Source organism: Streptococcus infantis (assembly GCF_019929575.1).
GTDB classification, from domain to species: domain Bacteria; phylum Bacillota; class Bacilli; order Lactobacillales; family Streptococcaceae; genus Streptococcus; species Streptococcus infantis_L.
This window is the reverse complement of the sequence record NZ_JAHZPU010000012.1, coordinates 1-20,890: the sequence shown is the minus strand read 5'-3', so window position 1 is coordinate 20,890 and position 20,890 is coordinate 1. Positions and strand designations below refer to the sequence as shown.

Annotated in this window: 26 protein-coding genes; 2 read left to right on the top strand and 24 right to left on the bottom strand. The window is 39.8% G+C overall.

The window, feature by feature from the left end; genetic code table 11:
* Window positions 1-87 precede the first annotated feature (87 nt).
* From K1I67_RS05515 to K1I67_RS05405, 23 genes are all read right to left on the bottom strand, one after another.
* Window positions 88-486 (bottom strand): NTF2 fold immunity protein, encoded by a 399-nt coding sequence (locus K1I67_RS05515; protein WP_223339171.1) that lies wholly within the window; start codon window positions 484-486, stop codon window positions 88-90.
* 83 nt (window positions 487-569) lie between these two features.
* On the bottom strand, window positions 570-1,310 hold the full coding sequence (locus K1I67_RS05510) for a hypothetical protein (RefSeq protein WP_223339170.1): 741 nt from the start codon (window positions 1,308-1,310) through the stop codon (window positions 570-572).
* Window positions 1,311-1,471: 161 nt separating this feature from the next.
* Entirely contained in the window at window positions 1,472-2,167 is a 696-nt protein-coding gene (locus K1I67_RS05505) for an SMI1/KNR4 family protein (protein ID WP_223339169.1), read from the bottom strand.
* 27 nt (window positions 2,168-2,194) lie between these two features.
* Window positions 2,195-2,755 carry a hypothetical protein gene (locus K1I67_RS05500; RefSeq protein ID WP_223339168.1) on the bottom strand — a complete coding sequence of 187 codons (561 nt, stop codon included), beginning with the start codon at window positions 2,753-2,755 and terminating at the stop codon, window positions 2,195-2,197.
* Between the two features lie 57 nt (window positions 2,756-2,812).
* On the bottom strand, window positions 2,813-3,097 hold the full coding sequence (locus tag K1I67_RS05495; protein ID WP_223339167.1) for a hypothetical protein: 285 nt from the start codon (window positions 3,095-3,097) through the stop codon (window positions 2,813-2,815).
* Window positions 3,098-3,195: 98 nt separating this feature from the next.
* Window positions 3,196-3,636 (bottom strand): hypothetical protein, encoded by a 441-nt coding sequence (locus K1I67_RS05490; RefSeq protein ID WP_223339166.1) that lies wholly within the window; start codon window positions 3,634-3,636, stop codon window positions 3,196-3,198.
* A gap of 13 nt (window positions 3,637-3,649) precedes the next feature.
* Window positions 3,650-4,363 carry a hypothetical protein gene (locus K1I67_RS05485; RefSeq protein ID WP_223339165.1) on the bottom strand — a complete coding sequence of 238 codons (714 nt, stop codon included), beginning with the start codon at window positions 4,361-4,363 and terminating at the stop codon, window positions 3,650-3,652.
* Window positions 4,364-4,527: 164 nt separating this feature from the next.
* Window positions 4,528-4,917: an Imm50 family immunity protein gene (locus K1I67_RS05480; protein ID WP_223339164.1), complete on the bottom strand. Its 390-nt coding sequence runs from the start codon at window positions 4,915-4,917 to the stop codon at window positions 4,528-4,530.
* A gap of 97 nt (window positions 4,918-5,014) precedes the next feature.
* Window positions 5,015-5,641, bottom strand: coding sequence for a hypothetical protein (locus tag K1I67_RS05475; protein ID WP_223339163.1), 627 nt, complete (start codon window positions 5,639-5,641; stop codon window positions 5,015-5,017).
* Window positions 5,642-5,721: 80 nt separating this feature from the next.
* The gene (locus K1I67_RS05470) at window positions 5,722-6,171 is read right to left on the bottom strand and encodes an Imm26 family immunity protein (RefSeq protein ID WP_223339162.1); all 450 of its coding nucleotides are present in this window, start codon (window positions 6,169-6,171) and stop codon (window positions 5,722-5,724) included.
* A 19-nt stretch (window positions 6,172-6,190) separates the two neighbouring features.
* A complete protein-coding gene (locus tag K1I67_RS05465) occupies window positions 6,191-6,751 on the bottom strand; it encodes an immunity protein (RefSeq protein ID WP_223339161.1) in 561 nt (186 codons plus the stop codon).
* Window positions 6,748-7,155, bottom strand: coding sequence for a hypothetical protein (locus K1I67_RS05460; protein WP_045615184.1), 408 nt, complete (start codon window positions 7,153-7,155; stop codon window positions 6,748-6,750). The genes K1I67_RS05465 and K1I67_RS05460 overlap by 4 nt, the downstream gene beginning before the upstream one ends.
* Before the next feature lie 43 nt (window positions 7,156-7,198).
* On the bottom strand, window positions 7,199-7,585 hold the full coding sequence (locus tag K1I67_RS05455; protein ID WP_223339160.1) for a hypothetical protein: 387 nt from the start codon (window positions 7,583-7,585) through the stop codon (window positions 7,199-7,201).
* A 55-nt stretch (window positions 7,586-7,640) separates the two neighbouring features.
* Window positions 7,641-7,979: a DUF7716 domain-containing protein gene (locus K1I67_RS05450; protein WP_223339159.1), complete on the bottom strand. Its 339-nt coding sequence runs from the start codon at window positions 7,977-7,979 to the stop codon at window positions 7,641-7,643.
* An 18-nt stretch (window positions 7,980-7,997) separates the two neighbouring features.
* The gene (locus K1I67_RS05445) at window positions 7,998-8,417 is read right to left on the bottom strand and encodes an SMI1/KNR4 family protein (RefSeq protein WP_223339158.1); all 420 of its coding nucleotides are present in this window, start codon (window positions 8,415-8,417) and stop codon (window positions 7,998-8,000) included.
* A gap of 18 nt (window positions 8,418-8,435) precedes the next feature.
* Window positions 8,436-8,771 carry a hypothetical protein gene (locus K1I67_RS05440; RefSeq protein WP_223339157.1) on the bottom strand — a complete coding sequence of 112 codons (336 nt, stop codon included), beginning with the start codon at window positions 8,769-8,771 and terminating at the stop codon, window positions 8,436-8,438.
* A gap of 36 nt (window positions 8,772-8,807) precedes the next feature.
* Window positions 8,808-9,506 (bottom strand): 3-oxoacyl-ACP reductase, encoded by a 699-nt coding sequence (locus tag K1I67_RS05435; RefSeq protein WP_223339156.1) that lies wholly within the window; start codon window positions 9,504-9,506, stop codon window positions 8,808-8,810.
* A complete protein-coding gene (locus tag K1I67_RS05430; RefSeq protein ID WP_223339155.1) occupies window positions 9,499-9,735 on the bottom strand; it encodes a DUF2829 domain-containing protein in 237 nt (78 codons plus the stop codon). The genes K1I67_RS05435 and K1I67_RS05430 overlap by 8 nt, the downstream gene beginning before the upstream one ends.
* Window positions 9,736-9,833: 98 nt before the next feature.
* Window positions 9,834-10,760, bottom strand: a complete 927-nt coding sequence (locus K1I67_RS05425) for an aldo/keto reductase (RefSeq protein WP_223339154.1) — start codon at window positions 10,758-10,760, stop codon at window positions 9,834-9,836.
* 98 nt (window positions 10,761-10,858) lie between these two features.
* Window positions 10,859-12,856, bottom strand: coding sequence for a methionine--tRNA ligase (gene metG / locus K1I67_RS05420; protein ID WP_223339153.1), 1,998 nt, complete (start codon window positions 12,854-12,856; stop codon window positions 10,859-10,861).
* Between the two features lie 133 nt (window positions 12,857-12,989).
* Window positions 12,990-14,249 carry an ABC transporter permease gene (locus K1I67_RS05415; RefSeq protein ID WP_223339152.1) on the bottom strand — a complete coding sequence of 420 codons (1,260 nt, stop codon included), beginning with the start codon at window positions 14,247-14,249 and terminating at the stop codon, window positions 12,990-12,992.
* Window position 14,250: 1 nt separating this feature from the next.
* The gene (locus tag K1I67_RS05410; RefSeq protein ID WP_049494612.1) at window positions 14,251-14,952 is read right to left on the bottom strand and encodes an ABC transporter ATP-binding protein; all 702 of its coding nucleotides are present in this window, start codon (window positions 14,950-14,952) and stop codon (window positions 14,251-14,253) included.
* Window positions 14,936-16,123, bottom strand: a complete 1,188-nt coding sequence (locus K1I67_RS05405; RefSeq protein ID WP_223339151.1) for an efflux RND transporter periplasmic adaptor subunit — start codon at window positions 16,121-16,123, stop codon at window positions 14,936-14,938. Before K1I67_RS05405 ends, K1I67_RS05410 begins: the two co-directional genes overlap by 17 nt.
* 239 nt (window positions 16,124-16,362) lie before the next feature.
* On the opposite strand from K1I67_RS05405, the gene gor reads away from it, so the two are divergent.
* Window positions 16,363-17,709 (top strand): glutathione-disulfide reductase, encoded by a 1,347-nt coding sequence (gor, locus tag K1I67_RS05400; RefSeq protein WP_223339150.1) that lies wholly within the window; start codon window positions 16,363-16,365, stop codon window positions 17,707-17,709.
* A 188-nt stretch (window positions 17,710-17,897) separates the two neighbouring features.
* Window positions 17,898-18,434, top strand: a complete 537-nt coding sequence (locus K1I67_RS05395; protein WP_223339149.1) for a biotin transporter BioY — start codon at window positions 17,898-17,900, stop codon at window positions 18,432-18,434.
* A 290-nt stretch (window positions 18,435-18,724) separates the two neighbouring features.
* Here K1I67_RS05395 and K1I67_RS05390 read toward each other — a convergent pair.
* Window positions 18,725-20,890: collagen-flanked surface repeat-containing protein (locus tag K1I67_RS05390; RefSeq protein ID WP_223339148.1), on the bottom strand; the 2,166-nt coding region annotated here is incomplete at its 5' end.

The following is a 20,890-nucleotide window of genomic DNA, read 5'->3' as shown; positions in this document are numbered from 1 at the left end:
TTTACCTCGTCGAATTTCATTACTTACACCTAACTACTACTGTTTTTTGATGTACATCTCTCCTACATTCCTATACCATCTAGTATATCACAAGAAAGAATTAATCCACTTCCCATCATCAAGCCATTCTTTCTTATTAATCCACCATTTTCCCTTTTGAAACACCATTTGAAAACGATAGAGAGTTTCTATACCAGAACGATTCTCCTTGATGTAGAAATAAGCTTGATTCCCGTCATGCTCTTCATCCACGATGGGATGCGTTTCCAATTTATAGTCAAACGGAAATCGGACAGATAAAGATACTTCCCTTGCTCTGAGTGTTTTTTTAGATGTACAAAACTGATCAAAAATCGGAGCTAATTCATCCTTCAACATCTCTTTATCAGCTTTGTTTCTTAGGCTCCTAGTGGCCTTTTTCTCCCAAGAATACATAGCCTGCATAAACTGGAGTAAGGTTTCTTTTGCTCGATTCGTATGGCTCATATTTCCTCCTACTTAAACAACGGGACTAAAGGTTCGTTTATTATGAAGACATCGGTCATAAAAAGCTGTATTAAAGGCATTTTTTACTCCTCACGCATGCAAACATGTGGTAACTCGCTTCTAAGAAGTTCCCTTTGCTTTTGATTTGTTCTTCCCGTTGTTAAAAAACGAAGATGTTTCAGACTCTTCAGGTAGCTAACTGTTGATGCGTAGTTAAAAATAGACGTGTCAACAAAATCTAAAAAACGAAGCTCACTAGAGGACTGGATAAAATCCAATTCTGGTAAATTTTTATTTGCTGTAAATGAAAGATAGAGCAACTGATTTAAATCCCTTATAAAATCAAAGTCCGGCAACTTTACACCATAATCAACGTGCAGATAACGCATACCTGTATGAAAAGAAATGTTCTCTATCGTCTCCAAATTTGTCATAGAAGATATCCCTAGAGCTTTCACACAATCTTTCTGGGGTAAGATGATCTTTCTTACTCTTCTAGCCCCAACTAATAAAATCTTTTCTACTTGTTCGTATGTTGAAAAGTCTAGCACATCAGATTTACTTCCCATCAAGTAAATCACTCTCGTATTGCTAGGTAACGAAAGCTGATTAAAATCCACATTCTTCAGCATATCCTCTGGGTTTTCAACAATGTACTTTTGTCTTAATAAGCGATTGATATCGATGAATTCTTTATAAGTCAATGTTTCATCCAATAATGGTGCAATCTCTTCAATAGAATGTAGAGGCTCCATTGCCATTAGATTCTCTCTTTCGGAAAATCCTTTTTTAATGATCTCTAAATATTTATCTAAACTGGTCATCATTCACCTTTTTTCATGAATATCATACTTCGTTTTCTTTGTTCAACCTATCTATTTTTACAATGACACTTTTACAAGAAGAATAAGCCATTGCTTGTCTCAAAAACTAAAATCATGAATCTCAAGAGTATTCTTTTCTATATAAACTTTATCCTGCTTGCTCAATCTCGATCAAAGATAACCTTGACTCTAGCTCTACCCAAAGCGTCTAGATATTGCTCCAGTTTCGTAATCGACTCCTCCGAATCAGATAATTGAACAAGCAAATCCCCATTGATAGTCATGACATCCTTTGTCGGTAAAAGCATGAGATTCTCAACGCTTGGATCATTCACAATCATTAAGGAAGGGGAATAAATACAGCTTGTGGAGAGGTCTAGATTTCCAAATCGCTCCCTAGCAGACACAAAAATAGATTCCATCCCACCTTGGGCTTTCAGAATAAATTCCCTCTCGAAAAATGCTTCAAAACTGTCGTAGATCTCGATGACATCCATAGTAATCCCATCTAAATAATAAACTTGATGACTTTGAATGTTCCCATCCTTCAATCTATAAGCGAATTGATCTCCAATAGCAGACATACCAAAAAAATAGTAGTCTGATGCATAATCTCTCCAGACATCTTTCCATAGCTCATCCGAATTCCAAGAGTCCAGCGTGATGGCTTGAGCAGAATCTGTACCAAACAAACGATAATAGCCACCATAAAATTCCAAGCCGTTGGTTATGGAGAGCAAATCCAGGTGAGCTTGAGGAAACTGTCTGGCTTTGAGTTTTTCTAGTTCAAGAGCTGAGGCCCCACTTTCTTGTATGACCAGATCCTCACAACATTTTAAAAAATTCTTCATTTCCATTTGCTTCTCATCTCTCTCTATTTGGCTTTAACCAAGCATAAATTCAATAAAGTCTTTTCGATAGTCTTCAGGAAGTTGCTCCTCGATAATAGCATTGATTCCTGGTAAAAAACCTTCTTTATAGTCCGACAAGTCCTCATCAATGTAGATGCTATTCTCAAACTTGGTGATTTCTAGCTTTTTCATCTGACTATAGGTAGACAAAAAAGTAGATAAAGAGGGGCTTAAGCTATAGAGCTTGGAATTTCCAGGAATCTTGCCATATACAGGACTAAGCTCACTAGTTAGATCACAAAATATTGGCTCATCTCCCATCATGTGAGCAAAAACCATATAACTCTCTTTCCAGCTAGGATCCTGCCATCCTTCTGATGCATCTTCACATAGAGGGAGAGGAATTAGAGCAAGATCATAGGGAGCTCCTCTAAAATAAGCTTCTTCATCAAAGTCTAAATGCTGGTAGAACTCTTTCAATTGACCAGACAAATCTGGCTTTTCGACATGGAGACAGTCACTAGTAAATACAAGCTCTCCTAAGCCCTTGTTTCTATGATAGACTTCTACGAATTCCTTCAACAAATTGAGCATCACTATTGGACTCCTCTCACATTTTTGGGATTATATTTGGCTATTTTCAACTGACGATTACGTATCATTCTGACCGTTAGCGACAGCCTGAGCCCAAATTCGTTCAAATTCCTCTTGACTAATCTTGATGGAGTCTGATAGATCCAACTCATCTTTTCGACCATCATAGAGTAGAAACCCTACTTCTGGAACATAATCCTGTAGGCAAGAAGAAGCATAAGAGTGCCCATTCAAAACGTTAATTTGTCGACTTGCACACTGACCAGTAAACTCTGTATAAATAACTCCTAGGCCTGACATAAACTCACTATTGCCATAATAATAATATTCTTTTTCACACATTAGAATCTTCCTTTATCATTTGTCTCTCCAAGAATAGCATTCTTTCCTCTTTGCCTCTTTCATCTATTAATTCTATGTTCATTTTCAATTTATAGAATCTACCGGTTCTTAGCCTTATTCTCCAAGACTCTCACTTCTACTTTATCCTCCGCTAAATGGAGATCCAGTACTTTTTCCTGGTCTTGAAAGAAAAGTGTCAGGTCCTTAGTAGAAAATTCAGTAAAATAAGAGGGCAAAAAGTCATCCAAAGACTCCATTTGAAACAAGACGTAAACTGGTGAAAACTCCCAAAAAACTAGGATAAACCGACTGCTATTGCCAACAAGACTTTGAATTGACCTACTTAGATCTTTAGTAGTAAGGTCGATAGAAAACTCATAAAGGCAAGAAATCGGAGAATCGATAGGATTCAACTCCCCAGCATACCAATCAATTTCTTTAGGTTTATCGGTCAGAAAATGGACATCCTTAACTCCCCTCAACTGATTGATTCGTTTTTCTACTTTTAATAAGGATAATCTCTTTTTTAAGTCACTCATGGTTCTTGCTCTATCATTCTAAAACAGAAATTCTACTCACAACCTCATTCTGTTGATCCAACAGATAAAGGAAGTTCCCTTTTGTTTCCAGTTTACCAAGCTTAGCCCCATAGTCCATCTCGTGAGCAGGGCAGGATTGAATCAACTGACGGATGCTCTTATCCTTGTGCTCTATCTTCCAAAACAAATCCACCTTATCTAGCTGATGCTCCACTTGAATGGAATAGCTCGTGGATTGGATCTTCTTCCTTTTCCACTCCCAGCTATTTTCATAATCGTTTTTCTCTATTTTATTGATTACATCCTCTATCAAGGAGTATGGAATAGAGAGCTCCTGAAACACGCGCCTCGCCCCTTTTACCAAGGCCTCTAAGAGCATCTTTTTCTGATCCAATGGACTCAAACTTTCATAGCTAGAAAAATCAAATAAGACCTGAACAGTATAGACACCAAGTAGATTCATGATAGCTGGATTGCTAATCGTATCTACACATTCTACGTTGATTTTCCAACAATCCTTGGTCACAACCGGTTTAAAGAGGCGCTCTATCATAGAGGTCATACATTTGGATTCATATACGAACGCTCTTCGCTGACCTTTCCAATTCTGTCGATAGTCTTCAACTCTAGCTTCCTCGTAAGTTAGCGCAGCTGAGTCCATCAACTCCTCAATCCTCTGTTGATTTTCTACATAGGGCTTATCTAATTCAAAATACTGTAACTTCATATTCGTGGTCTCGTAGTTTTGTTCTTGTAGAAAGGTCTAGCCTTAGGTCAAGGTCTAATGTTTGTGCTCTTCCTTCACTTTTTCCCATAGTCGTGGTGCCCCTCCTAATAAAGGAGGATTGTTTGATCATCCTGAATCTCCGCAAATAAGCTAGGAATACATCTTTAAGTATCAATCTTCACAGGACCAATCTCAGCAATTCTAACAAGGTCAGAAGATCCTGATAACATCACATCATTTTGGTTTATAAAATTGAATTCAACCTTATTCTCTAAAAAGAGCAGTTCCAGTTGACCATTCACCTTATGAATCCCCTTAGAATAAAAATGGATTTCATCTAAATTAAAAAACTCTAAATTAATTTTTATGGCATTAAATGCACTTTTCTGCCACTTTTCAGGGAAATTAGTTGGCAAATCAAATAAATAAAAGACAAGATCTAATTTGTAATCGTAACATAACACAGTATCAAGAAATACATTCTTCAAGTCCAAATCACCATCAAACAAATGAATAATCTTTTCCTTCCCCACTACTTTTTCAAACCATTTCACAGTATGAACTCCTTTTTAAAAATGAATATAAATCTTCTTTTTAAGATTCATTGTTTCCCTCTTTAAGGAAGTGACAGCTTCTCTCTTTAAGTAGGTCTTAGAATAGCCTAATCCTCCTGCCGTCCTTTCCTTTGGATACATCCTCAATGATCGTATTTATATGTACTTCATTAAATTGACGAGAAAAGTCTACAATTTTCTGGCGATTCTGTTCTGGATATAGATAAGATGTAGCCAAAATGAACATAAACGGAGCGATTGTTCCTCTTATATTTTCCAAATAAACATCCTTGGTGATAAAGGTCATGATTTTCTCAAAATCGTCATCTTTCAGAACAATCTTTCTCAGATAGAGTGCTGCACAAGCACCTGCAGCTTGCAATAAATTATTCGATTCCAAGGACTCATAAACAAAAGACAAATTCTCTGTTTCTAAATTTTCTAGATAAGCAATCGCTACTGCTAAAGAGCGATAGGTTACAGGGGTTGGAATATCTATCAGCAGTAATGACTTGAGATAGGGGATTTCTTCTGTGCAATCCGTTGCGGCCATGGCGTAGAGCAAGTACATTTGTGTTTCCCATGATTTAGGCTTTTCCATCTCCCCTTCCAAGGCCTGATGCAAGAATGGTCCATATCCTTTTAGTCTGCCTCTTAAAATTTTTTTCGCTGCCTTTTTTACCAAGGGCGTTCGTCCTGAAGTTAACTCATCTACATAGTCCATCTCAAACTCCTTTATTTCATTTTCTTGTCCAGTTCTTCTTCCAAGATTCTGTTATAAACTATAGTTCCGACACAAGCTTCCTAGTCCAGCTCCTCAACTTCTTCCCTAGAAAAAATCTTAGGTTCCCGCCTACCATCTAGCCAGACCTTCCCAAAGTGAAGACCATTTGGGTCTCCCCATTTAAAGGCTAAATCCTTAAAAGGGCTTGGATCAAAATCCGCTTGGTGACCAATTATCTGCCAAGACCATACTGGACTTCGATCAAACAAGGTGTAGGAATCTATAATGATGGGCTTACCTATAAATTGAGCACGACTTAGCTCCTCAACTGTTATAGTAGGACTTGCTTGAAAGATATCGAAAAATTGAATGACATGACCAACGTTCACTTTTCCAAGGATTTGACCAAATACAAACATTTCCTCTGAAAATTGATAGCAAAAAATATCACCAATTTTAATAAATCGAAGTTTTGTTCTTGGCTTTTCATTCCACTCACGAATCTTTATCTGGGGCAATTTTTTCTCCATAATTAATTTAATTCTATTCCTACTGCTCTTTATTTAAGATATGAAAGAGATCATCTCTTAGAACGATTCCATCGTCTTCTATCAAATAGGCCATGTGCTCCCAGAAGGGCAATTCTTGTTCAAGGGGCTTCTCCAAGGCAAGTACTTGATCCTTCAAGTTTGCTGCAATTTCTTCGACTTCATCTTGCTCAATCTCATAAAACTTTGCTTTCAAAAGAAAGATGCTTGATAGAAAGAGCGAATAAGAGGAAACAAAAGTATGTAAGGAAGAATTGACATAAACCATTGATTCTTGAAAAACTTCTCTTCCTTCTCGATTGCAAAGTAAGAAGACTTGTTCCTCTTCTCCAATTACAAAAGCACCTAAAAAACACTGGCCAACAAGCCTATAACTCTCTTGCTCTTTCCTTAGTTCTACTAGATCAGTAGCTACTTTAACAAAAGAAAAACCCATTTTGGAATAATCCTCTAAATATGCCAAAATGTTGAAACGGACCTCATCCAGACTAAATGGTTTCTCCTTTGTAGGCACCACACAAAAACCAAGCTCCTTCACTAATTCATTGATTTTGACTGTCATTTCTCTATCCGATCTCCTAGATTCTTTTCACCCAATTTTTTTAACTTCCAAAGCTTGATAGCCGCATCTTTTCTGAGTCCCATAAAGAGGCTTGCTAAAGTTACTGCTTCCTCTTTTTTATAGACTTGAGAACTAATACTGGCCCATCCATCTTGCAGGCATTCAATTTTTAAATAGAAATCTCGCTCTTGTCCAAGTTTCCCTGTTACATCGTCTATCTCATAAGAAGCAGACAGCAAAGACACTGAGATAAAGTCCCCCGGTCTTCGATACATTCGCATGACGGATTCTTTCTGATTAACAGAGTGGATATCCTCTTTTGTTTCAGCTCTGTCACGTTCTGATAAAATTACCCACTCCCTATCATCCTCTGATGAATAAAAACGCCATTCTTTCTCAACCATATCCTGCTCCATCTTCTAGTGCTTCTCTTGTTATCGACTACACCTAGTAATAAGCTACTTCGCCTATACCATATTCTAAAATTTCAAAACTATTGAGGGAGAATTTAAGTCCTCTACCATGCTCCGAGTCCTCTCTTAGTCCAAATTCCAAACCAAAAATTAGGTCTATATCCCTTTGTTCAGACAAAATAAAAATGGATAGGAGTCTAGCGTGCGCTAGTTCTGGAAATTCCTCCTGAATTTTTTCCAAAGCTGTGGGATACCATACTGATGATTGATCCAGGAGATTATCGAGTTTTGCTTTATAAGACGGAGTTAACTCCTCATTGATAACCTTTAAAGAATCACTTAAAGCAAGGCAGACCTTTTCTCTTTCCTCTGGAATCGATACAAACATCTCGTTATGGACATCAAATTTATATTCTCTCATCATTTTCTCTCCTTATGCTATCAGTCATCAGATACCATTTCTCTAATCAACTTAGCTAATCATTAAAGGGCATAAAGTTATCGTGCTGATTATAATAATTCAAAGCATCAACCAAGTCTTGGAGACTTGCATTTGGCTTTTCTTCAAGCGCTACGTTGAGAACATCAATCAACTGTTCTCCATAGTAGACTAGCTGGAGATCTTGCTTCGCTACATCCATCGGATAGATATCACGGTCTTCCACGACATTCGGATAATCTGATACCCAATAGGACCTAGCTAGTGCTAGTTCTCCATCCTCCTTGGCATAGAGGCAAAAATCATCTGATGATAACTTGTTCACACGCATCTGCTCGATGATCTGCTCTAGTGAAAGTTCTTGGTATTTCCGCATCCCTTCTCCTTTTTAGTCTCACTCTTCAACAAAGGAATTCAAAAAATCCTCAAAAGATGGCCATTGACCATACAAATCAGCTTTTTCTTCTAAAACATAGAAATACACCTTGCCATAATCCTCTTTCCTTAGAGAAAGAGCATAGTTGCCCGATCCAGGATCATAGGCAAAATGGAGAAGATCTGCGGCCTTAAATCCCTCAGGCACAGCCTCATCGTCAAACCAGGAAAGAGACTTCTTCATCTCATCAAGTGAATCAAAGGAATTAAAAGGAAAGAGATGATGTTCATCGTGGACTCCCCTTACTTGGGGTTGACCACCGTTGTGCTTGAGATAAAAGTCCAACATAGTTTTTGGCAATTCCTTCCCAAGAATCTCCTCAAATTGTAAAAGGTCTTCTTTTGAAATCGGTAAATCCGAATCTAGCATTCTAAACATGATTAATTTCTTCCTCTTTTACAATTCTTCTTCCAATACCTTATCAATAAAGTCATAGACGTTTGAAGCTACTTTTTGCATTTCTAAGGATCCTAAAGCTCCTAAGTCATTTTCATAAATGCAATCATCTGCATTTTTCTTGATGAAGTAGGCCAAATCTCCTTCCTGTCCAATCATAAAATAATCTGGCTCGACCTCCTCAATCTGATAAGTCTCATTACGCTCCTCTAGATCCTCCTTAGCATACAAACAAATACCTGAATCTCCAATTTCATAGGGATCAACCTCTTTCCACTCCGTTAAAAACTGATAGTAGAGATTGGGTATGATAAATCCAAACTCATCTCTTTTCATAACTTACCTCCACATATTCACAGAATACCAACCATGCTACTTCAAAGACCAACCACCATCAATGGTCAGGATTTGCCCTTGCATGGCGCTTGCTTTTCCACTTGCTAGGAAAAGTGTAACATCTGCTATTTCCTCTGGCTCAATCCAGCGTTTGATTGGTGTCTCACTAGCCACCCAATCTGCCAATCCACCTGGCTCAAAGTCAGCTGCGGTCATACCAGTCTTTACTGCACCAGGAGCGATACCAAAGACCTGAATCCCAGCTTCAGCATAGTCTAGAGCCAATTGTTTGGTAAAGCCAGCCAAGGCGTGTTTAGACGAGGTATAAGCGTGACCACCTCCGCCTGCTAGATTTGAAGCTATGGAGCACATATTGATAATGATGCCCTTCTTTTTCTCCAGCATGATTTTCAAATAAAGACGAGTCAGCTCAACTGGAGTCACATAGTTGATTTCAAAAATCTCTTGGATTTCCTGGACAGATTGTTCTAGTAAGGGCTTGTAGTCATCCAAAACTCCAGCTGTATTGCAGAGAATATCCACCTGAGGACACCAATCAAAAATGGGTTCCAAGTCAAGCGTTAAATCACGTTGTAAAAAGTGAAAGTCACCCTGTAAATCAGGATTTTCACCCTGATCCACTCCAAAAACCTGATAACCTTTTTCTAAAAAGAGTCGAGCTTGAGCCAGACCAATCCCTGAGCTAACACCTGTAATCAATACACGTTTAGTCATGGACTTCCACCCAATCCGTCGCTAAGACATCACAAGGAGTTGGACTCCACATAGAAAATCCTTCTCCTTCACCAGATACGTTGATGAGGAAATAGGGTGTCACTTCAAGGGCGACGCCATTTTGCTCGATGGTATCAAAAAGCTGCACATAGTTTTCAGCTCCATCCCAGCCAGTTCGTACATATTTCTTTTTTGCCTTTAGTCCAGGCAGGATTTCTTCGAATGTCATGTTTTTCTCCTTTGTTATCTATAAATCTTAATTTCATTATAACAAAAAACCGTTTTTCAACGGCTTTTTGACTGTGATTTCTTAAAATGCATTTTTTCCTATGGCAAATCATTCCCTGCTGCTAGGTAAAGCTCATACCATTCTTTTCGAGTTAGGTTAACATTACTTGCTTGGCTGGCTTCTAGCAAATGTTTTGGATTTGTTGTCCCTACCACCGCTTGCATCTTAGCTGGATAGCGTAACACCCAAGCGATAGCAATAGCTGATGGGCTCACACCGTATTTTAAGGCTAGTCGATTTAGGACTTGGTTTAATTGTTTGAACTTCTCATTGCCGACAAAATTCCCTTTGAAATATCCGAACTGCAAGACTGACCATGCCTGAATAACCATGTCGTTTAATTTGCAGTATTCAAAGACGCTACCATCACGCAAAGCTGCCTTTTCACCTTCCATATTGACATGGAAACCTGATTCAAATCCTGGCGTGAAAGCTGCGCTTAGCTGTAATTGATTGATAGATAAAGGTTGTTTGACTTCCTTCTTCAGCAATTCCATCATCATGGGATTTTGATTGGACACACCGAAGTCTCGAACTTTACCTGATTTGTGTAGAATATCAAAGGCTTGAGCTACTTGATCCGCTTCCATCAAAGCATCTGGTCGATGGAGAAGCAAGCTATCTAGATAATCGACCTGCAATCTTTTTAGAATCCCGTCTACTGATTCTAAAATGTAATCTTTTGAAAAATCAAAATAGGTAAATTCTTCTATGCGAATGCCACACTTGGACTGGATCCACATCCTTTCTCGCAGGTCAGGACGATTGTTTAACACTTGTCCCAGTAATTCTTCGCAACGACCTCCACCATAGATATCTGCCAAGTCAAAGGCATTGATTCCTACAGATAGGGCTGTTTCAACCAGCTCCTCCACTTCCTTAACCGGCTTGTCACTGATTCGCATCATGCCTAGAACGATTTCGGACAATTCTCTTTTCTCTTGACCAAATGGAATGTATTTCATGGCAATTTCCTCCGTTTTTCTTCATTATAAAGCAGAATGACACTTTTATCAACTTTTATCAAACGAAAAAGAACCAGTTCAAACTGGTCCTTTTTATTTTAGCCAATCACACTTCCGTTTGGTACAGCTGGATCAACTGTTAGAAGGGTTAATTTGCCATCATGTTCAGCTGAGAGGATCATCCCTTGGCTGACATATTTTTTCATCATCTTGCGTGGTTTGAGGTTAGCAACGATTTGAACTTTCTTGCCGACCAATTCTTGTTCATTTGGATAGTATTTTGCAATTCCTGAGAGGATTTGACGATCTTCACCATCACCAGCATCCAAGCGGAATTGAAGCAACTTATCAGAACCTTCTACTTTAGAAACTTCTTTGACTTCAGCAACACGAATTTCAACCTTGTCGAAGTCTTCAAACTTGATTTCTTCCTTGTTTAGTTTGAGTTCGACTTCATCTGGATTCCATTCTTTCTCGACGGCTGGCTTGTTGCCTTCCATTTGTTCCTTGATATAGGCTATTTCTTCTTCCATATCGAGACGTGGGAAGATTGGTGTTCCTTTGGCAACTACTGTTACACCTGCAGGGAAATCAGCTAGGCTCAAGTTTTCAAGGCTAGAAACTTCTGCTAGACCAAGTTGTGTCAAGACTGCACGACTGGTTTCCATCATAAATGGCTCAATCAAGTGAGCTACGACACGAAGGCTAGCTGCCAAGTGGCTCATCACACTTGCCAATTGCTCACGGTGCGCTTCGTCCTTAGCCAGTACCCATGGAGCTGTCTCATCGATATATTTGTTAGTGCGAGAGATGAGGGTCCAGACTGCTTCAAGTGCACGTGGATAGTCAACTGCTTCCATGTAGGTATTGTAGTCAGCGATTGATTGTTCTGCCACTTGAGCAAGTTCATTGTCAAAGTCTGTTACACCTTCTACATAGGCAGGGATTTGACCATCAAAGTACTTGTTAATCATTGAAACCGTACGGTTGAGGAGGTTTCCGAGGTCATTTGCTAATTCATAGTTGATACGACCTACATAGTCTTCTGGAGTAAAGGTTCCGTCTGAACCAACAGGAAGGCTACGCATGAGGTAGTAACGAAGTGGATCGAGACCATAGCGCTCTACCAACATTTCAGGATAAACGACATTCCCTTTAGACTTAGACATCTTGCCGTCTTTCATGACAAACCAACCATGGGCAATCAAACGGTCAGGCAATTTGATATCCAACATCATAAGAAGGATTGGCCAGTAGATGGAGTGGAAACGAAGGATGTCTTTTCCTACCATGTGGAAGACTGTTCCATTCCAGAACTTATCAAAGTTACCATGCTCATCTTGACCATAACCAAGAGCAGTCGCATAGTTGAGAAGGGCATCAATCCAAACATAGACAACGTGTTTTGGATTAGATGGGACTGGAACTCCCCATGTAAAGGTTGTACGAGAAACCGCTAAGTCTTCCAAACCTGGCTCAATGAAGTTACGAAGCATTTCATTGAGACGACCATCAGGAGTGATGAAATCAGGGTGCGATTTGAAAAATTCGACCAAGCGGTCTTGGTACTTGCTGAGGCGAAGGAAATAAGACTCTTCTGAAACCCATTCAACTTCGTGTCCTGATGGTGCGATACCGCCAGTTACATTTCCAGCTTCGTTACGGAAAACTTCCGCAAGTTGGCTTTCTGTAAAGAATTCTTCATCTGATACTGAATACCAACCAGAGTATTCACCTAGGTAGATGTCATCTTGAGCAAGCAAGCGTTCAAAAACTTGTGCTACTACTTTTTCATGATAGTCGTCAGTTGTACGGATAAATTTATCATATGAGATATCCAGTAATTGCCAGAGTTCTTTGACTCCAACTGCCATGCCATCAACATAGGCTTGAGGTGTGATCCCAGCTTCTTCTGCTTTTTGTTGAATCTTTTGACCATGCTCGTCAAGACCAGTCAGATAAAAGACATCATAGCCCATAAGACGTTTGTATCGTGCTAAGACATCACAGGCAATAGTTGTGTAGGCAGAACCGATATGAAGTTTACCAGATGGATAGTAAATCGGTGTTGTAATATAAAAATTCTTTTCAGACATATTTTTTCCTTTCCAGGCTAATGAAACCTGTTTTTCTAACACTTCATTATACCATATTTTTAGTGATTTTCGATAGAGAAATCCATACAAAAACAAGACAGACAAATGTCCATCTCGTTTTTTATCTTTTAAATTATTCATAGCGAAGTGCTTCGATAGGATCCAGCTTAGAAGCTTTATTGGCTGGTAGAACACCGAATATCATGCCGATACCAGCCGAGACCGCTAAACTAAAGAGAGCGATTGGGATGGATACTCCAACTTCGATTCCTGCAATCAAGTTTTGAAGAAGAACTCCTGCAAGCATGGTCACCCCTGCAGCCAGTACAAGACCGATGAACCCTCCTAACAAGGTTAAAATCATGGATTCAATCAAGAACTGAACCAGGATATTAGCTCGTGTTGCTCCTAGCGCTTTGCGTAGACCAATCTCACGGGTACGCTCTGTCACAGAAACAAGCATAATGTTCATAACACCTGTACCACCAACAAAGAGGGAAATTCCCGCAATAGCACTAATAATCGTAGTTATAAAGCCGAACATTTGTTGCACTTCGTTGAAGGCTTCCGTTGCATCTGCTATCTGATACTCCCCTTGTTGGAGACCTGCAATCTCCGTCATTTTCCTAGCCAGCTCTGGTCCTAAAGTCTGAGTTAAGCTAGTATCATTGACACGGAAGACAATACTTGAAATCTCGTCTGTGTTAAAATTAGCTGCAAGAGAAATATTGGTCGTAATTGGTAGTCCTCCGACTCCAAAGGATTTTACAGCCTTAGCTTCTTTACTTGCATAAACACCAATAACACGGTAACTGATTTCATTTACTTCAACAATCTGATTGAGTGCTTCCTGTGCAGAACCAAAAAGGCTATTGGCTAGTTCTTCATCTAGGATAATCACACTTGCGAAATCCTTATAATCTTGCGCTCTAAGGCCACGACCTGCAATGATTTCATTTTCGACCGCATCCATATAGGTGACATTCCCACCCGTCATGTTAGCGTGTTCGACCTTTTTATCCTTATAAGTCAAGGTCACATTGGCTGAGTTGGTCACATAGTAGCTATCCACTCCCTTGAGCTTAGCAGCTTCCTTGACCCATGCTTCTTGAGGTTTTGGTGGTTCAACAAAATTTTCTTCTTGACCTCCAGACAAGGTTAATGCAGATTGTCTTTGTGTAAAGGAACCGTCCTTACTCTTTGTAGGTGAGAAAAAGACATGGATATCTTTCTGGGACTTGGTCATATTTTTATTGACCTGACGAGACATGGAATCTCCCAAGGCCATGATAACGACAACTGAGGAAACACCGATGATGATACCAATCATGGTCAGGAAGGACCGCATCTTGTGAGCCATGATAGATGAAAAGGCAAATTTCAGATTCTGCATCTTAGTTTTCCTCCTTTTCTACGATACCACTATCAGACGAAATGACACCATCTCGGATGACGATTTGACGTTTCGCATAGGCAGCAATTTCAGGCTCATGCGTAACCATAATGATGGTTTTTCCTTCTTTGTTTAATTCAACCAAGAGTTGCATGATTTGATTTCCAGTTTTAGTATCAAGAGCTCCAGTCGGTTCATCTGCCAAGATGATAGAAGGATTATTGACCAATGCACGTGCAATGGCAACCCTCTGCTTCTGACCACCTGACAACTCCGAAGGTAAGTGATGACTACGCTCAGTCAGTTCAACCTTTTCCAGATACTCTTCTGCTAGTTTGCGACGTTTAGAAGCTGAAACTCCTGCATAAATCAAGGGAAGTTCTACATTTTGTAGAGCATTCATTTTGGACAAGAGAAAGAATTGTTGAAAGACGAAGCCGATTTCTTGATTTCGAACCTTGGCTAATTGTTTTTCACCCAAACCGGCCACTTCTTTTCCGTCTAGAAAATACTGACCACTTGTAGGTGTATCTAACATACCAATGGTATTCATGAGGGTTGACTTACCTGAACCAGATGGTCCCATGATAGCCACGAATTCTCCCTCATGAACTTCTAGGTTAATGTCTTTGAGAACTTGAAGTTCTTGATCACCATTTCGATAGCTACGGCAGATATTTTTGAGGCTAATTAGTTGTTTCATCAGTCTTCACCTCTTTTCCTTCTTGCAAGGAAGCTGTCGGATTACTGATGACTTTTGCTCCATCTGTCAGACCAGATGTGATTTCTTGGTTTTCTGCATCTGCATTGCCCAATCCAACTTCAACTTTTTTGGCCTTTTGATTTTCATCAAGAATCCAAACATAGTTTTTATCTTCTTCCATGACGATACTTGTAATAGGAACAAGCAATGCTTTACTCATGCTTTTCACTTCGACACTGACAGTAAAACCTTGTTTCAGATCACCAATTTCACTAGTTACATCGACCGTATATGGGTATTTAGAACCTGTGTTTGAACCAGCTAAGCTACTGCTTGCTTCACTACTGTTCTTTGGATAATTTGAAATATAGCTAATCTTACCATTCCAAGTTTTATCTGGGTAAACCTTAGAAGTAAAGGTAACTTCTTGGCCTACAGATAGATTGGCAAGGTTGTACTCAGAAAGTTCTCCCTTGACCTGCAAGTTATCGTTACTTACGATATGTACCAATACTTGACTATTTCCCGTTGGAGATTTTGAAACGTTGCGATTCACTTCAACAACTGTCCCCTCCACCGTACTCAATACCGTAGCAGCATTCAATTGGGCTTGAGCTTTTTCAAGTTGCGCTTCTGCATCTGCACGCACATCACGTGCATCGCTGATTTGAGAATCAATAGCAGCTGTGGCAGAACCGGATGACTGAGCTGGCGCTTGTCCAGTTGCTCCTTCTAGACCTGTTTGAGGAAGGCTAGGTGTTGCTGCGGCGGTATTTCGAGACTCATTTAGTTCATTGATATGACGGTTTGCTTTAGCAACGGCACGACTGGCAGCATCATAGGCAGCCTGGGCTTCTGCACTACTGTACTTGACGAGAGCCTGTCCTTCGCTGACCTGATCTCCAACAGAAACCAAGACCTCATCCAAGTCACCCTTGCTTGCATCATAATAGATGTATTGTTCATTCTGAGCAGTTACTGTACCAGATAAAAGAACTGAAGATGCCACAGACCCCTCTTTAGCAAGGACAATCTTAGCAGTTTCATCTTTTGCTGCAGCTTGATTTGGTTGTCTCAATAGAAGAACAGCTGCTGCTCCCACTACAAGTACTGACGCCACTCCAATAGCAGTAAATAAAGGCCATTTCTTAGCTTTTGACTTTCTTTTCATAGCAATACCCCTTTTATAAATATATATGTTAAGATTATAGCACATATCCTAAAAATGGACAATTTATTTCTCATTATCCAAAAACATTTGCTGAATCTTTTATTGTTGTATTAGTTATATAATACACTTTCTTTTTTATTTTTGCAAGCATTTTCTTAAAAATTTTAAACGTAGCAGATTTTTGCATTGACCTTCAAAAAAAGATAGAATATGACTAGAAAACAACAAAGGAGCTTTCTATGAGAGAATACGATATTATCGCCATTGGAGGAGGTAGCGGGGGTATTGCTACCATGAATCGTGCTGGTGAACATGGTGCTAAAGCGGCAGTTATTGAGGAAAAGAAATTAGGTGGAACCTGTGTCAATATTGGCTGCGTTCCTAAAAAAATTATGTGGTACGGAGCTCAAATCGCAGAGAGCATCCACAAATATGGACCTGACTATGGTTTTACAAGTACTGGTAATGAATTTGATTATGCAACACTTCGTAAAAATCGTGAAGCCTATATTGATCGTGCTCGCTCTTCTTATGGTGGAAGCTTTAAGCGTAACGGAGTTGATTTGATTGAAGGACGCGCCGAGTTCGTTGATGCTCATACTGTTAGTGTCAATGGAGAGTTGATCCGTGCTAAGCACATCGTGATTGCAACTGGGGCACATCCTCATATTCCTACCATTTCTGGTGCTGAACTAGGTGGTAGTTCTGATGATGTCTTTGCTTGGGATAAGTTGCCTGAATCTGTAGCCATTCTGGGTGCTGGTTACATTGCTGTCGAATTAGCTGGCGTGCTCCATACCCTTGGTGTGCAGACAGATTTATTCGTCCGTCGTGAGCGTCCACTTCGTGGATTTGACAGCTATATTGTTGAGAGTCTAGTTCAAGAAATGGAGAATACTGGACTAAAACTCCACACCCATAAGGTTCCTGCTAAACTTGAAGAAACTGAACAAGGCATTACCATTCATTTCGAGGATGGTAGTACTCATACTGCCAGTCAAGTTATCTGGGCAACTGGCCGCCGTCCAAACGTTGAAGGACTCCAGCTAGAAAAGGCAGGCGTTACTCTCAATGAACGTGGTTTCATCCAAGTTGACGAATACCAAAACACGGTCGTTGATGGTATCTACGCCCTTGGCGATGTCACAGGTGAAAAAGAACTGACTCCTGTTGCTATCAAGGCTGGACGTACCCTATCCGAAAGACTTTTCAATGGAAAAACCAATGCCAAAATGGACTACACTACTATTCCAACTGTTGTCTTTTCACACCCTGCTATTGGAACTGTCGGTCTAACTGAGGAAGAAGCTATCAAAGAGTATGGACAAGCAAACATTAAAGTCTATACTTCAAAATTTGCTTCTATGTATTCAGCAGTTACCAGCCACCGTCAAGAAGCTCGCTTCAAGCTCGTTACAGCAGGTGCAGACGAAAAGGTCGTTGGCCTTCATGGTATCGGCTATGGCGTCGATGAAATGATTCAAGGTTTTGCAGTTGCAATCAAAATGGGTGCTACAAAAGCTGACTTTGATGCGACTGTTGCTATCCATCCAACCGGTTCAGAAGAGTTTGTAACTATGCGTTAATACACTATGTTCTCTCAAAACAAAGACAAATATTATTTTTTGGCGTTTGTCTTTGTTTCTTTTTTAAAACTATTTGCTGTTTCTAAATCGGCTGTTACATTTTTGTAACCATATTTTTTAAAACTGGTTGACAAATATGTTGCTTCAAGTATAATAGTTACTATAAATTATAAAAGAGGTTAACTATTATGAAAAAAGCTCATATCTATGCTATTCCTGCCATCGGTGCTGCTCTTATTGCAGTATTAGCTCAAATCAGTGTCCCAATTGGTCCAGTACCATTTACTCTGCAAAACTTTGCAATCGGACTCATTGCTACTGTTTTTAGACCTAGGGAAGCTGTCCTTTCTGTCGGACTTTATCTCTTACTAGGTGCTATTGGTCTTCCTGTCTTTGCTGGCGGAGGAGCTGGTTTTCATGTTTTAGTAGGACCAAGCGCTGGTTACCTTTGGTTTGACTTATTATACGCTGGAATTACTTCATACCTTATTCATAAAAATAGTAGCTATGTTCGTATTTTTATTGCTAATCTCTTAGGAGATTCTCTTGTCTTTGTTGGTGGCATACTTAGCCTCCACTTCCTTGCTGGTATGCCTTTTGATAAAGCACTAGCTGTCGGTGTGCTTCCCTTTATCATTCCTGATCTTGCGAAAATTATTGCCATTAGTTTCGTTGGAAAACCACTTCTAAAACGTTTAAGTAAAGAAAGTAACTATAGCATTTAAAAAAAAGAGTCTGGGACAAAAATAGTTCTCAGCCACAAAAAAGCTAGAGATTCCCAATTGTGGAACTCTAGCTTTTTAATTTTGTTTGATTTGTGTTATAGTGAATATGCATGGGATAGCCTTTCTAAATGGTTTATTAAGCAATTCTATTTTACCAAGACTATCGAAACCATGCAAAAAAGCAACGGCACAAAACCGTTGCTTTTTTGATAGAATCGAGGCACTATTGTCCCAGACTCTTTTTATGCTATCCAATTCTGTTTTAAATCACTTAGTAAAGCAAGAATTGATTAGTATTCTTCTCTTCTCTTACGAGACAAAGCATATCCAGCAGTTGCTAATCCAGCAATCGCTGCAAGTGATAGGAATGGAAGATCCTCTGTACCAGTGTTTGGTAATTCTTTTTGAGGTTCATCATTTCTAAACTTGTTGATTGGGATAAGTTTGTCTTCGATTGGTTGAGGTTTCGGATCTGGTTGTGGTTGTGGTTTTGGATCCGGTTGTGGTTGTGGTTTTGGATCCGGCTGTGGTTGTGGTTTTGGAGCCGGTTGTGGTTGTGGTTTTGGAGCCGGTTGTGGTTGTGGTTTTGGAGCCGGCTGTGGTTGTGGTTTCGGAGCCGGTTGTGGTTGTGGTTTTGGAGCCGGTTGTGGTTGTGGTTTTGGATCTGGTTGTGGTTGTGGTTTTGGATCTGGTTGTGGTTGTGGTTTTGGATCCGGTTGTGGTTGTGGTTTTGGATCCTCTTTCTTAGGACATCCACAATCACGGATAAAGATACGGTTTGTTTCTTTACCATCACCATCCTTGATAATGATCCAGTATCCTGATTGACCTTCCTTGTTCTTACCAGGTTCAGTAGTGATACTTGGTGTCTTACCATCTTTACCATCACGAACAAAGGTACGGCTAGTTTCCTTACCATCACCATCTTCAGTGATTACCCAAACACCAGTATTTCCTTCTTTATCTTTACCTGATTCAGTACGAACTTTTGGTGTCTTACCATCAATACCATCACGGATAAAGTTACGGCTAGTGATGTTTCCTTCAGAATCACGTACGATTACCCAAACACCTGAACGACCTTCTTCGTCTTTACCAGGTTCGGTAGTAATAGTTGGTGACTTACCGTCCTTACCATCTTTACCGTCCTTACCGTCTTTACCATCTTTAACAAATGTACGACCTGTTTCTTTGCCATCACCATCATGTGTAATTACCCAAGTACCAGTATTACCATCTTTATCTTGGCCTGTCTCAGTTGTTACACGTGGAGTCTTACCATCCTTGATAATAGTTTGAACCTTCTGACCGTCAACATTAATAACAGTTACAGTATGAGTTCCATCTTCATTATCAGTTACAGTAACGCTTGGTGACTTACCATCTTTACCATCTTTGATGATAGTTTCAGTCTTAGTTCCGTCTGGATTTTCAACAGTGATTGTATGTGTACCGTCACCATTTTCAGTGACAGTGACTTTCGCAGATTTACCATCTACTCCGTCTTTACCATCTTTACCGTCGACTCCGTCTTTACCATCCTTAACGAATGTACGGCCTGTTTCATTTCCTTCTGGATCACGAGTAATTACCCATGTACCATCGTTACCGTCTGTGTCTTTACCACGTTCAGTAGAAACTCGAGGTGATTTACCATCTCTGATAATTGTTTCTGTTGTTTGACCATCGACATTGACAACTTTAACTGTGTGAGTGCCATCTTCGTTATCTTTAACAGTAACGCTTGGTGACTTACCATCTTTACCGTCTTTGATAACAGTTTCAGTCTTAGTTCCATCTGGATCTTCAACAGTGATAGTATGTGTACCATCTTCATTATCTTTGATAGTTACTTTTGGTGATTTACCATCTTTACCGTCAATACCATCTCTAACGAATGTACGACCTGTTTCTGTACCTGCAGGATCATGTGTGATTACCCATGTACCTGTGTTACCTTCAGAGTCTTCACCACGTTCAGTTGTGACTGATGGGTTCTTACCGTCTTTGATGATGGTTTCTGTTGTTTCGCCATCTGGGTTTACAACTTTAACTGTGTGAGTACCGTCTTCGTTATCTTTAACGGTTACAGTTGGTGTCTTACCATCTTTACCATTCTTGATAACTGTCTCAGTTGTTTCACCATCTGGGTTCACAACTTTAACTGTGTGAGTACCGTCTTCGTTATCTTTAACAGTTACGACTGGTGATTTACCATCTTTACCGTCTTTACCATCTTTAACAAATGTACGACCTGTTACTGTACCAGCAGGGTCATGTGTGATTACCCATGTACCTGTGTTACCTTCAGAATCTTCACCACGTTCAGTTGTGACTGATGGGTTCTTACCGTCTTTGATGATGGTTTCTGTTGTTTCGCCATCTGGGTTCACAACTTTAACTGTGTGAGTACCGTCTTCGTTATCTTTAACGGTTACAGTTGGTGTCTTACCATC

Excerpts from the sequence above, each read along its gene's own strand:
- K1I67_RS05515 (WP_223339171.1), bottom strand. The coding sequence starts at position 486 with ATGAGCCATACGAATCGAGCAAAAGAAACCTTACTCCAGTTTATGCAG.
- K1I67_RS05510 (WP_223339170.1), bottom strand. The coding sequence starts at position 1,310 with ATGACCAGTTTAGATAAATATTTAGAGATCATTAAAAAAGGATTTTCC.
- K1I67_RS05505 (WP_223339169.1), bottom strand. The coding sequence starts at position 2,167 with ATGGAAATGAAGAATTTTTTAAAATGTTGTGAGGATCTGGTCATACAA.
- K1I67_RS05500 (WP_223339168.1), bottom strand. The coding sequence starts at position 2,755 with ATGCTCAATTTGTTGAAGGAATTCGTAGAAGTCTATCATAGAAACAAG.
- K1I67_RS05495 (WP_223339167.1), bottom strand. The coding sequence starts at position 3,097 with ATGTGTGAAAAAGAATATTATTATTATGGCAATAGTGAGTTTATGTCA.
- K1I67_RS05490 (WP_223339166.1), bottom strand. The coding sequence starts at position 3,636 with ATGAGTGACTTAAAAAAGAGATTATCCTTATTAAAAGTAGAAAAACGA.
- K1I67_RS05485 (WP_223339165.1), bottom strand. The coding sequence starts at position 4,363 with ATGAAGTTACAGTATTTTGAATTAGATAAGCCCTATGTAGAAAATCAA.
- K1I67_RS05475 (WP_223339163.1), bottom strand. The coding sequence starts at position 5,641 with ATGGACTATGTAGATGAGTTAACTTCAGGACGAACGCCCTTGGTAAAA.
- K1I67_RS05470 (WP_223339162.1), bottom strand. The coding sequence starts at position 6,171 with ATGGAGAAAAAATTGCCCCAGATAAAGATTCGTGAGTGGAATGAAAAG.
- K1I67_RS05465 (WP_223339161.1), bottom strand. The coding sequence starts at position 6,751 with ATGACAGTCAAAATCAATGAATTAGTGAAGGAGCTTGGTTTTTGTGTG.
- K1I67_RS05460 (WP_045615184.1), bottom strand. The coding sequence starts at position 7,155 with ATGGTTGAGAAAGAATGGCGTTTTTATTCATCAGAGGATGATAGGGAG.
- K1I67_RS05455 (WP_223339160.1), bottom strand. The coding sequence starts at position 7,585 with ATGAGAGAATATAAATTTGATGTCCATAACGAGATGTTTGTATCGATT.
- K1I67_RS05450 (WP_223339159.1), bottom strand. The coding sequence starts at position 7,979 with ATGCGGAAATACCAAGAACTTTCACTAGAGCAGATCATCGAGCAGATG.
- K1I67_RS05445 (WP_223339158.1), bottom strand. The coding sequence starts at position 8,417 with ATGTTTAGAATGCTAGATTCGGATTTACCGATTTCAAAAGAAGACCTT.
- K1I67_RS05440 (WP_223339157.1), bottom strand. The coding sequence starts at position 8,771 with ATGAAAAGAGATGAGTTTGGATTTATCATACCCAATCTCTACTATCAG.
- K1I67_RS05435 (WP_223339156.1), bottom strand. The coding sequence starts at position 9,506 with ATGACTAAACGTGTATTGATTACAGGTGTTAGCTCAGGGATTGGTCTG.
- K1I67_RS05430 (WP_223339155.1), bottom strand. The coding sequence starts at position 9,735 with ATGACATTCGAAGAAATCCTGCCTGGACTAAAGGCAAAAAAGAAATAT.
- K1I67_RS05425 (WP_223339154.1), bottom strand. The coding sequence starts at position 10,760 with ATGAAATACATTCCATTTGGTCAAGAGAAAAGAGAATTGTCCGAAATC.
- metG (WP_223339153.1), bottom strand. The coding sequence starts at position 12,856 with ATGTCTGAAAAGAATTTTTATATTACAACACCGATTTACTATCCATCT.
- K1I67_RS05415 (WP_223339152.1), bottom strand. The coding sequence starts at position 14,249 with ATGCAGAATCTGAAATTTGCCTTTTCATCTATCATGGCTCACAAGATG.
- K1I67_RS05410 (WP_049494612.1), bottom strand. The coding sequence starts at position 14,952 with ATGAAACAACTAATTAGCCTCAAAAATATCTGCCGTAGCTATCGAAAT.
- K1I67_RS05405 (WP_223339151.1), bottom strand. The coding sequence starts at position 16,123 with ATGAAAAGAAAGTCAAAAGCTAAGAAATGGCCTTTATTTACTGCTATT.
- gor (WP_223339150.1), top strand. The coding sequence starts at position 16,363 with ATGAGAGAATACGATATTATCGCCATTGGAGGAGGTAGCGGGGGTATT.
- K1I67_RS05395 (WP_223339149.1), top strand. The coding sequence starts at position 17,898 with ATGAAAAAAGCTCATATCTATGCTATTCCTGCCATCGGTGCTGCTCTT.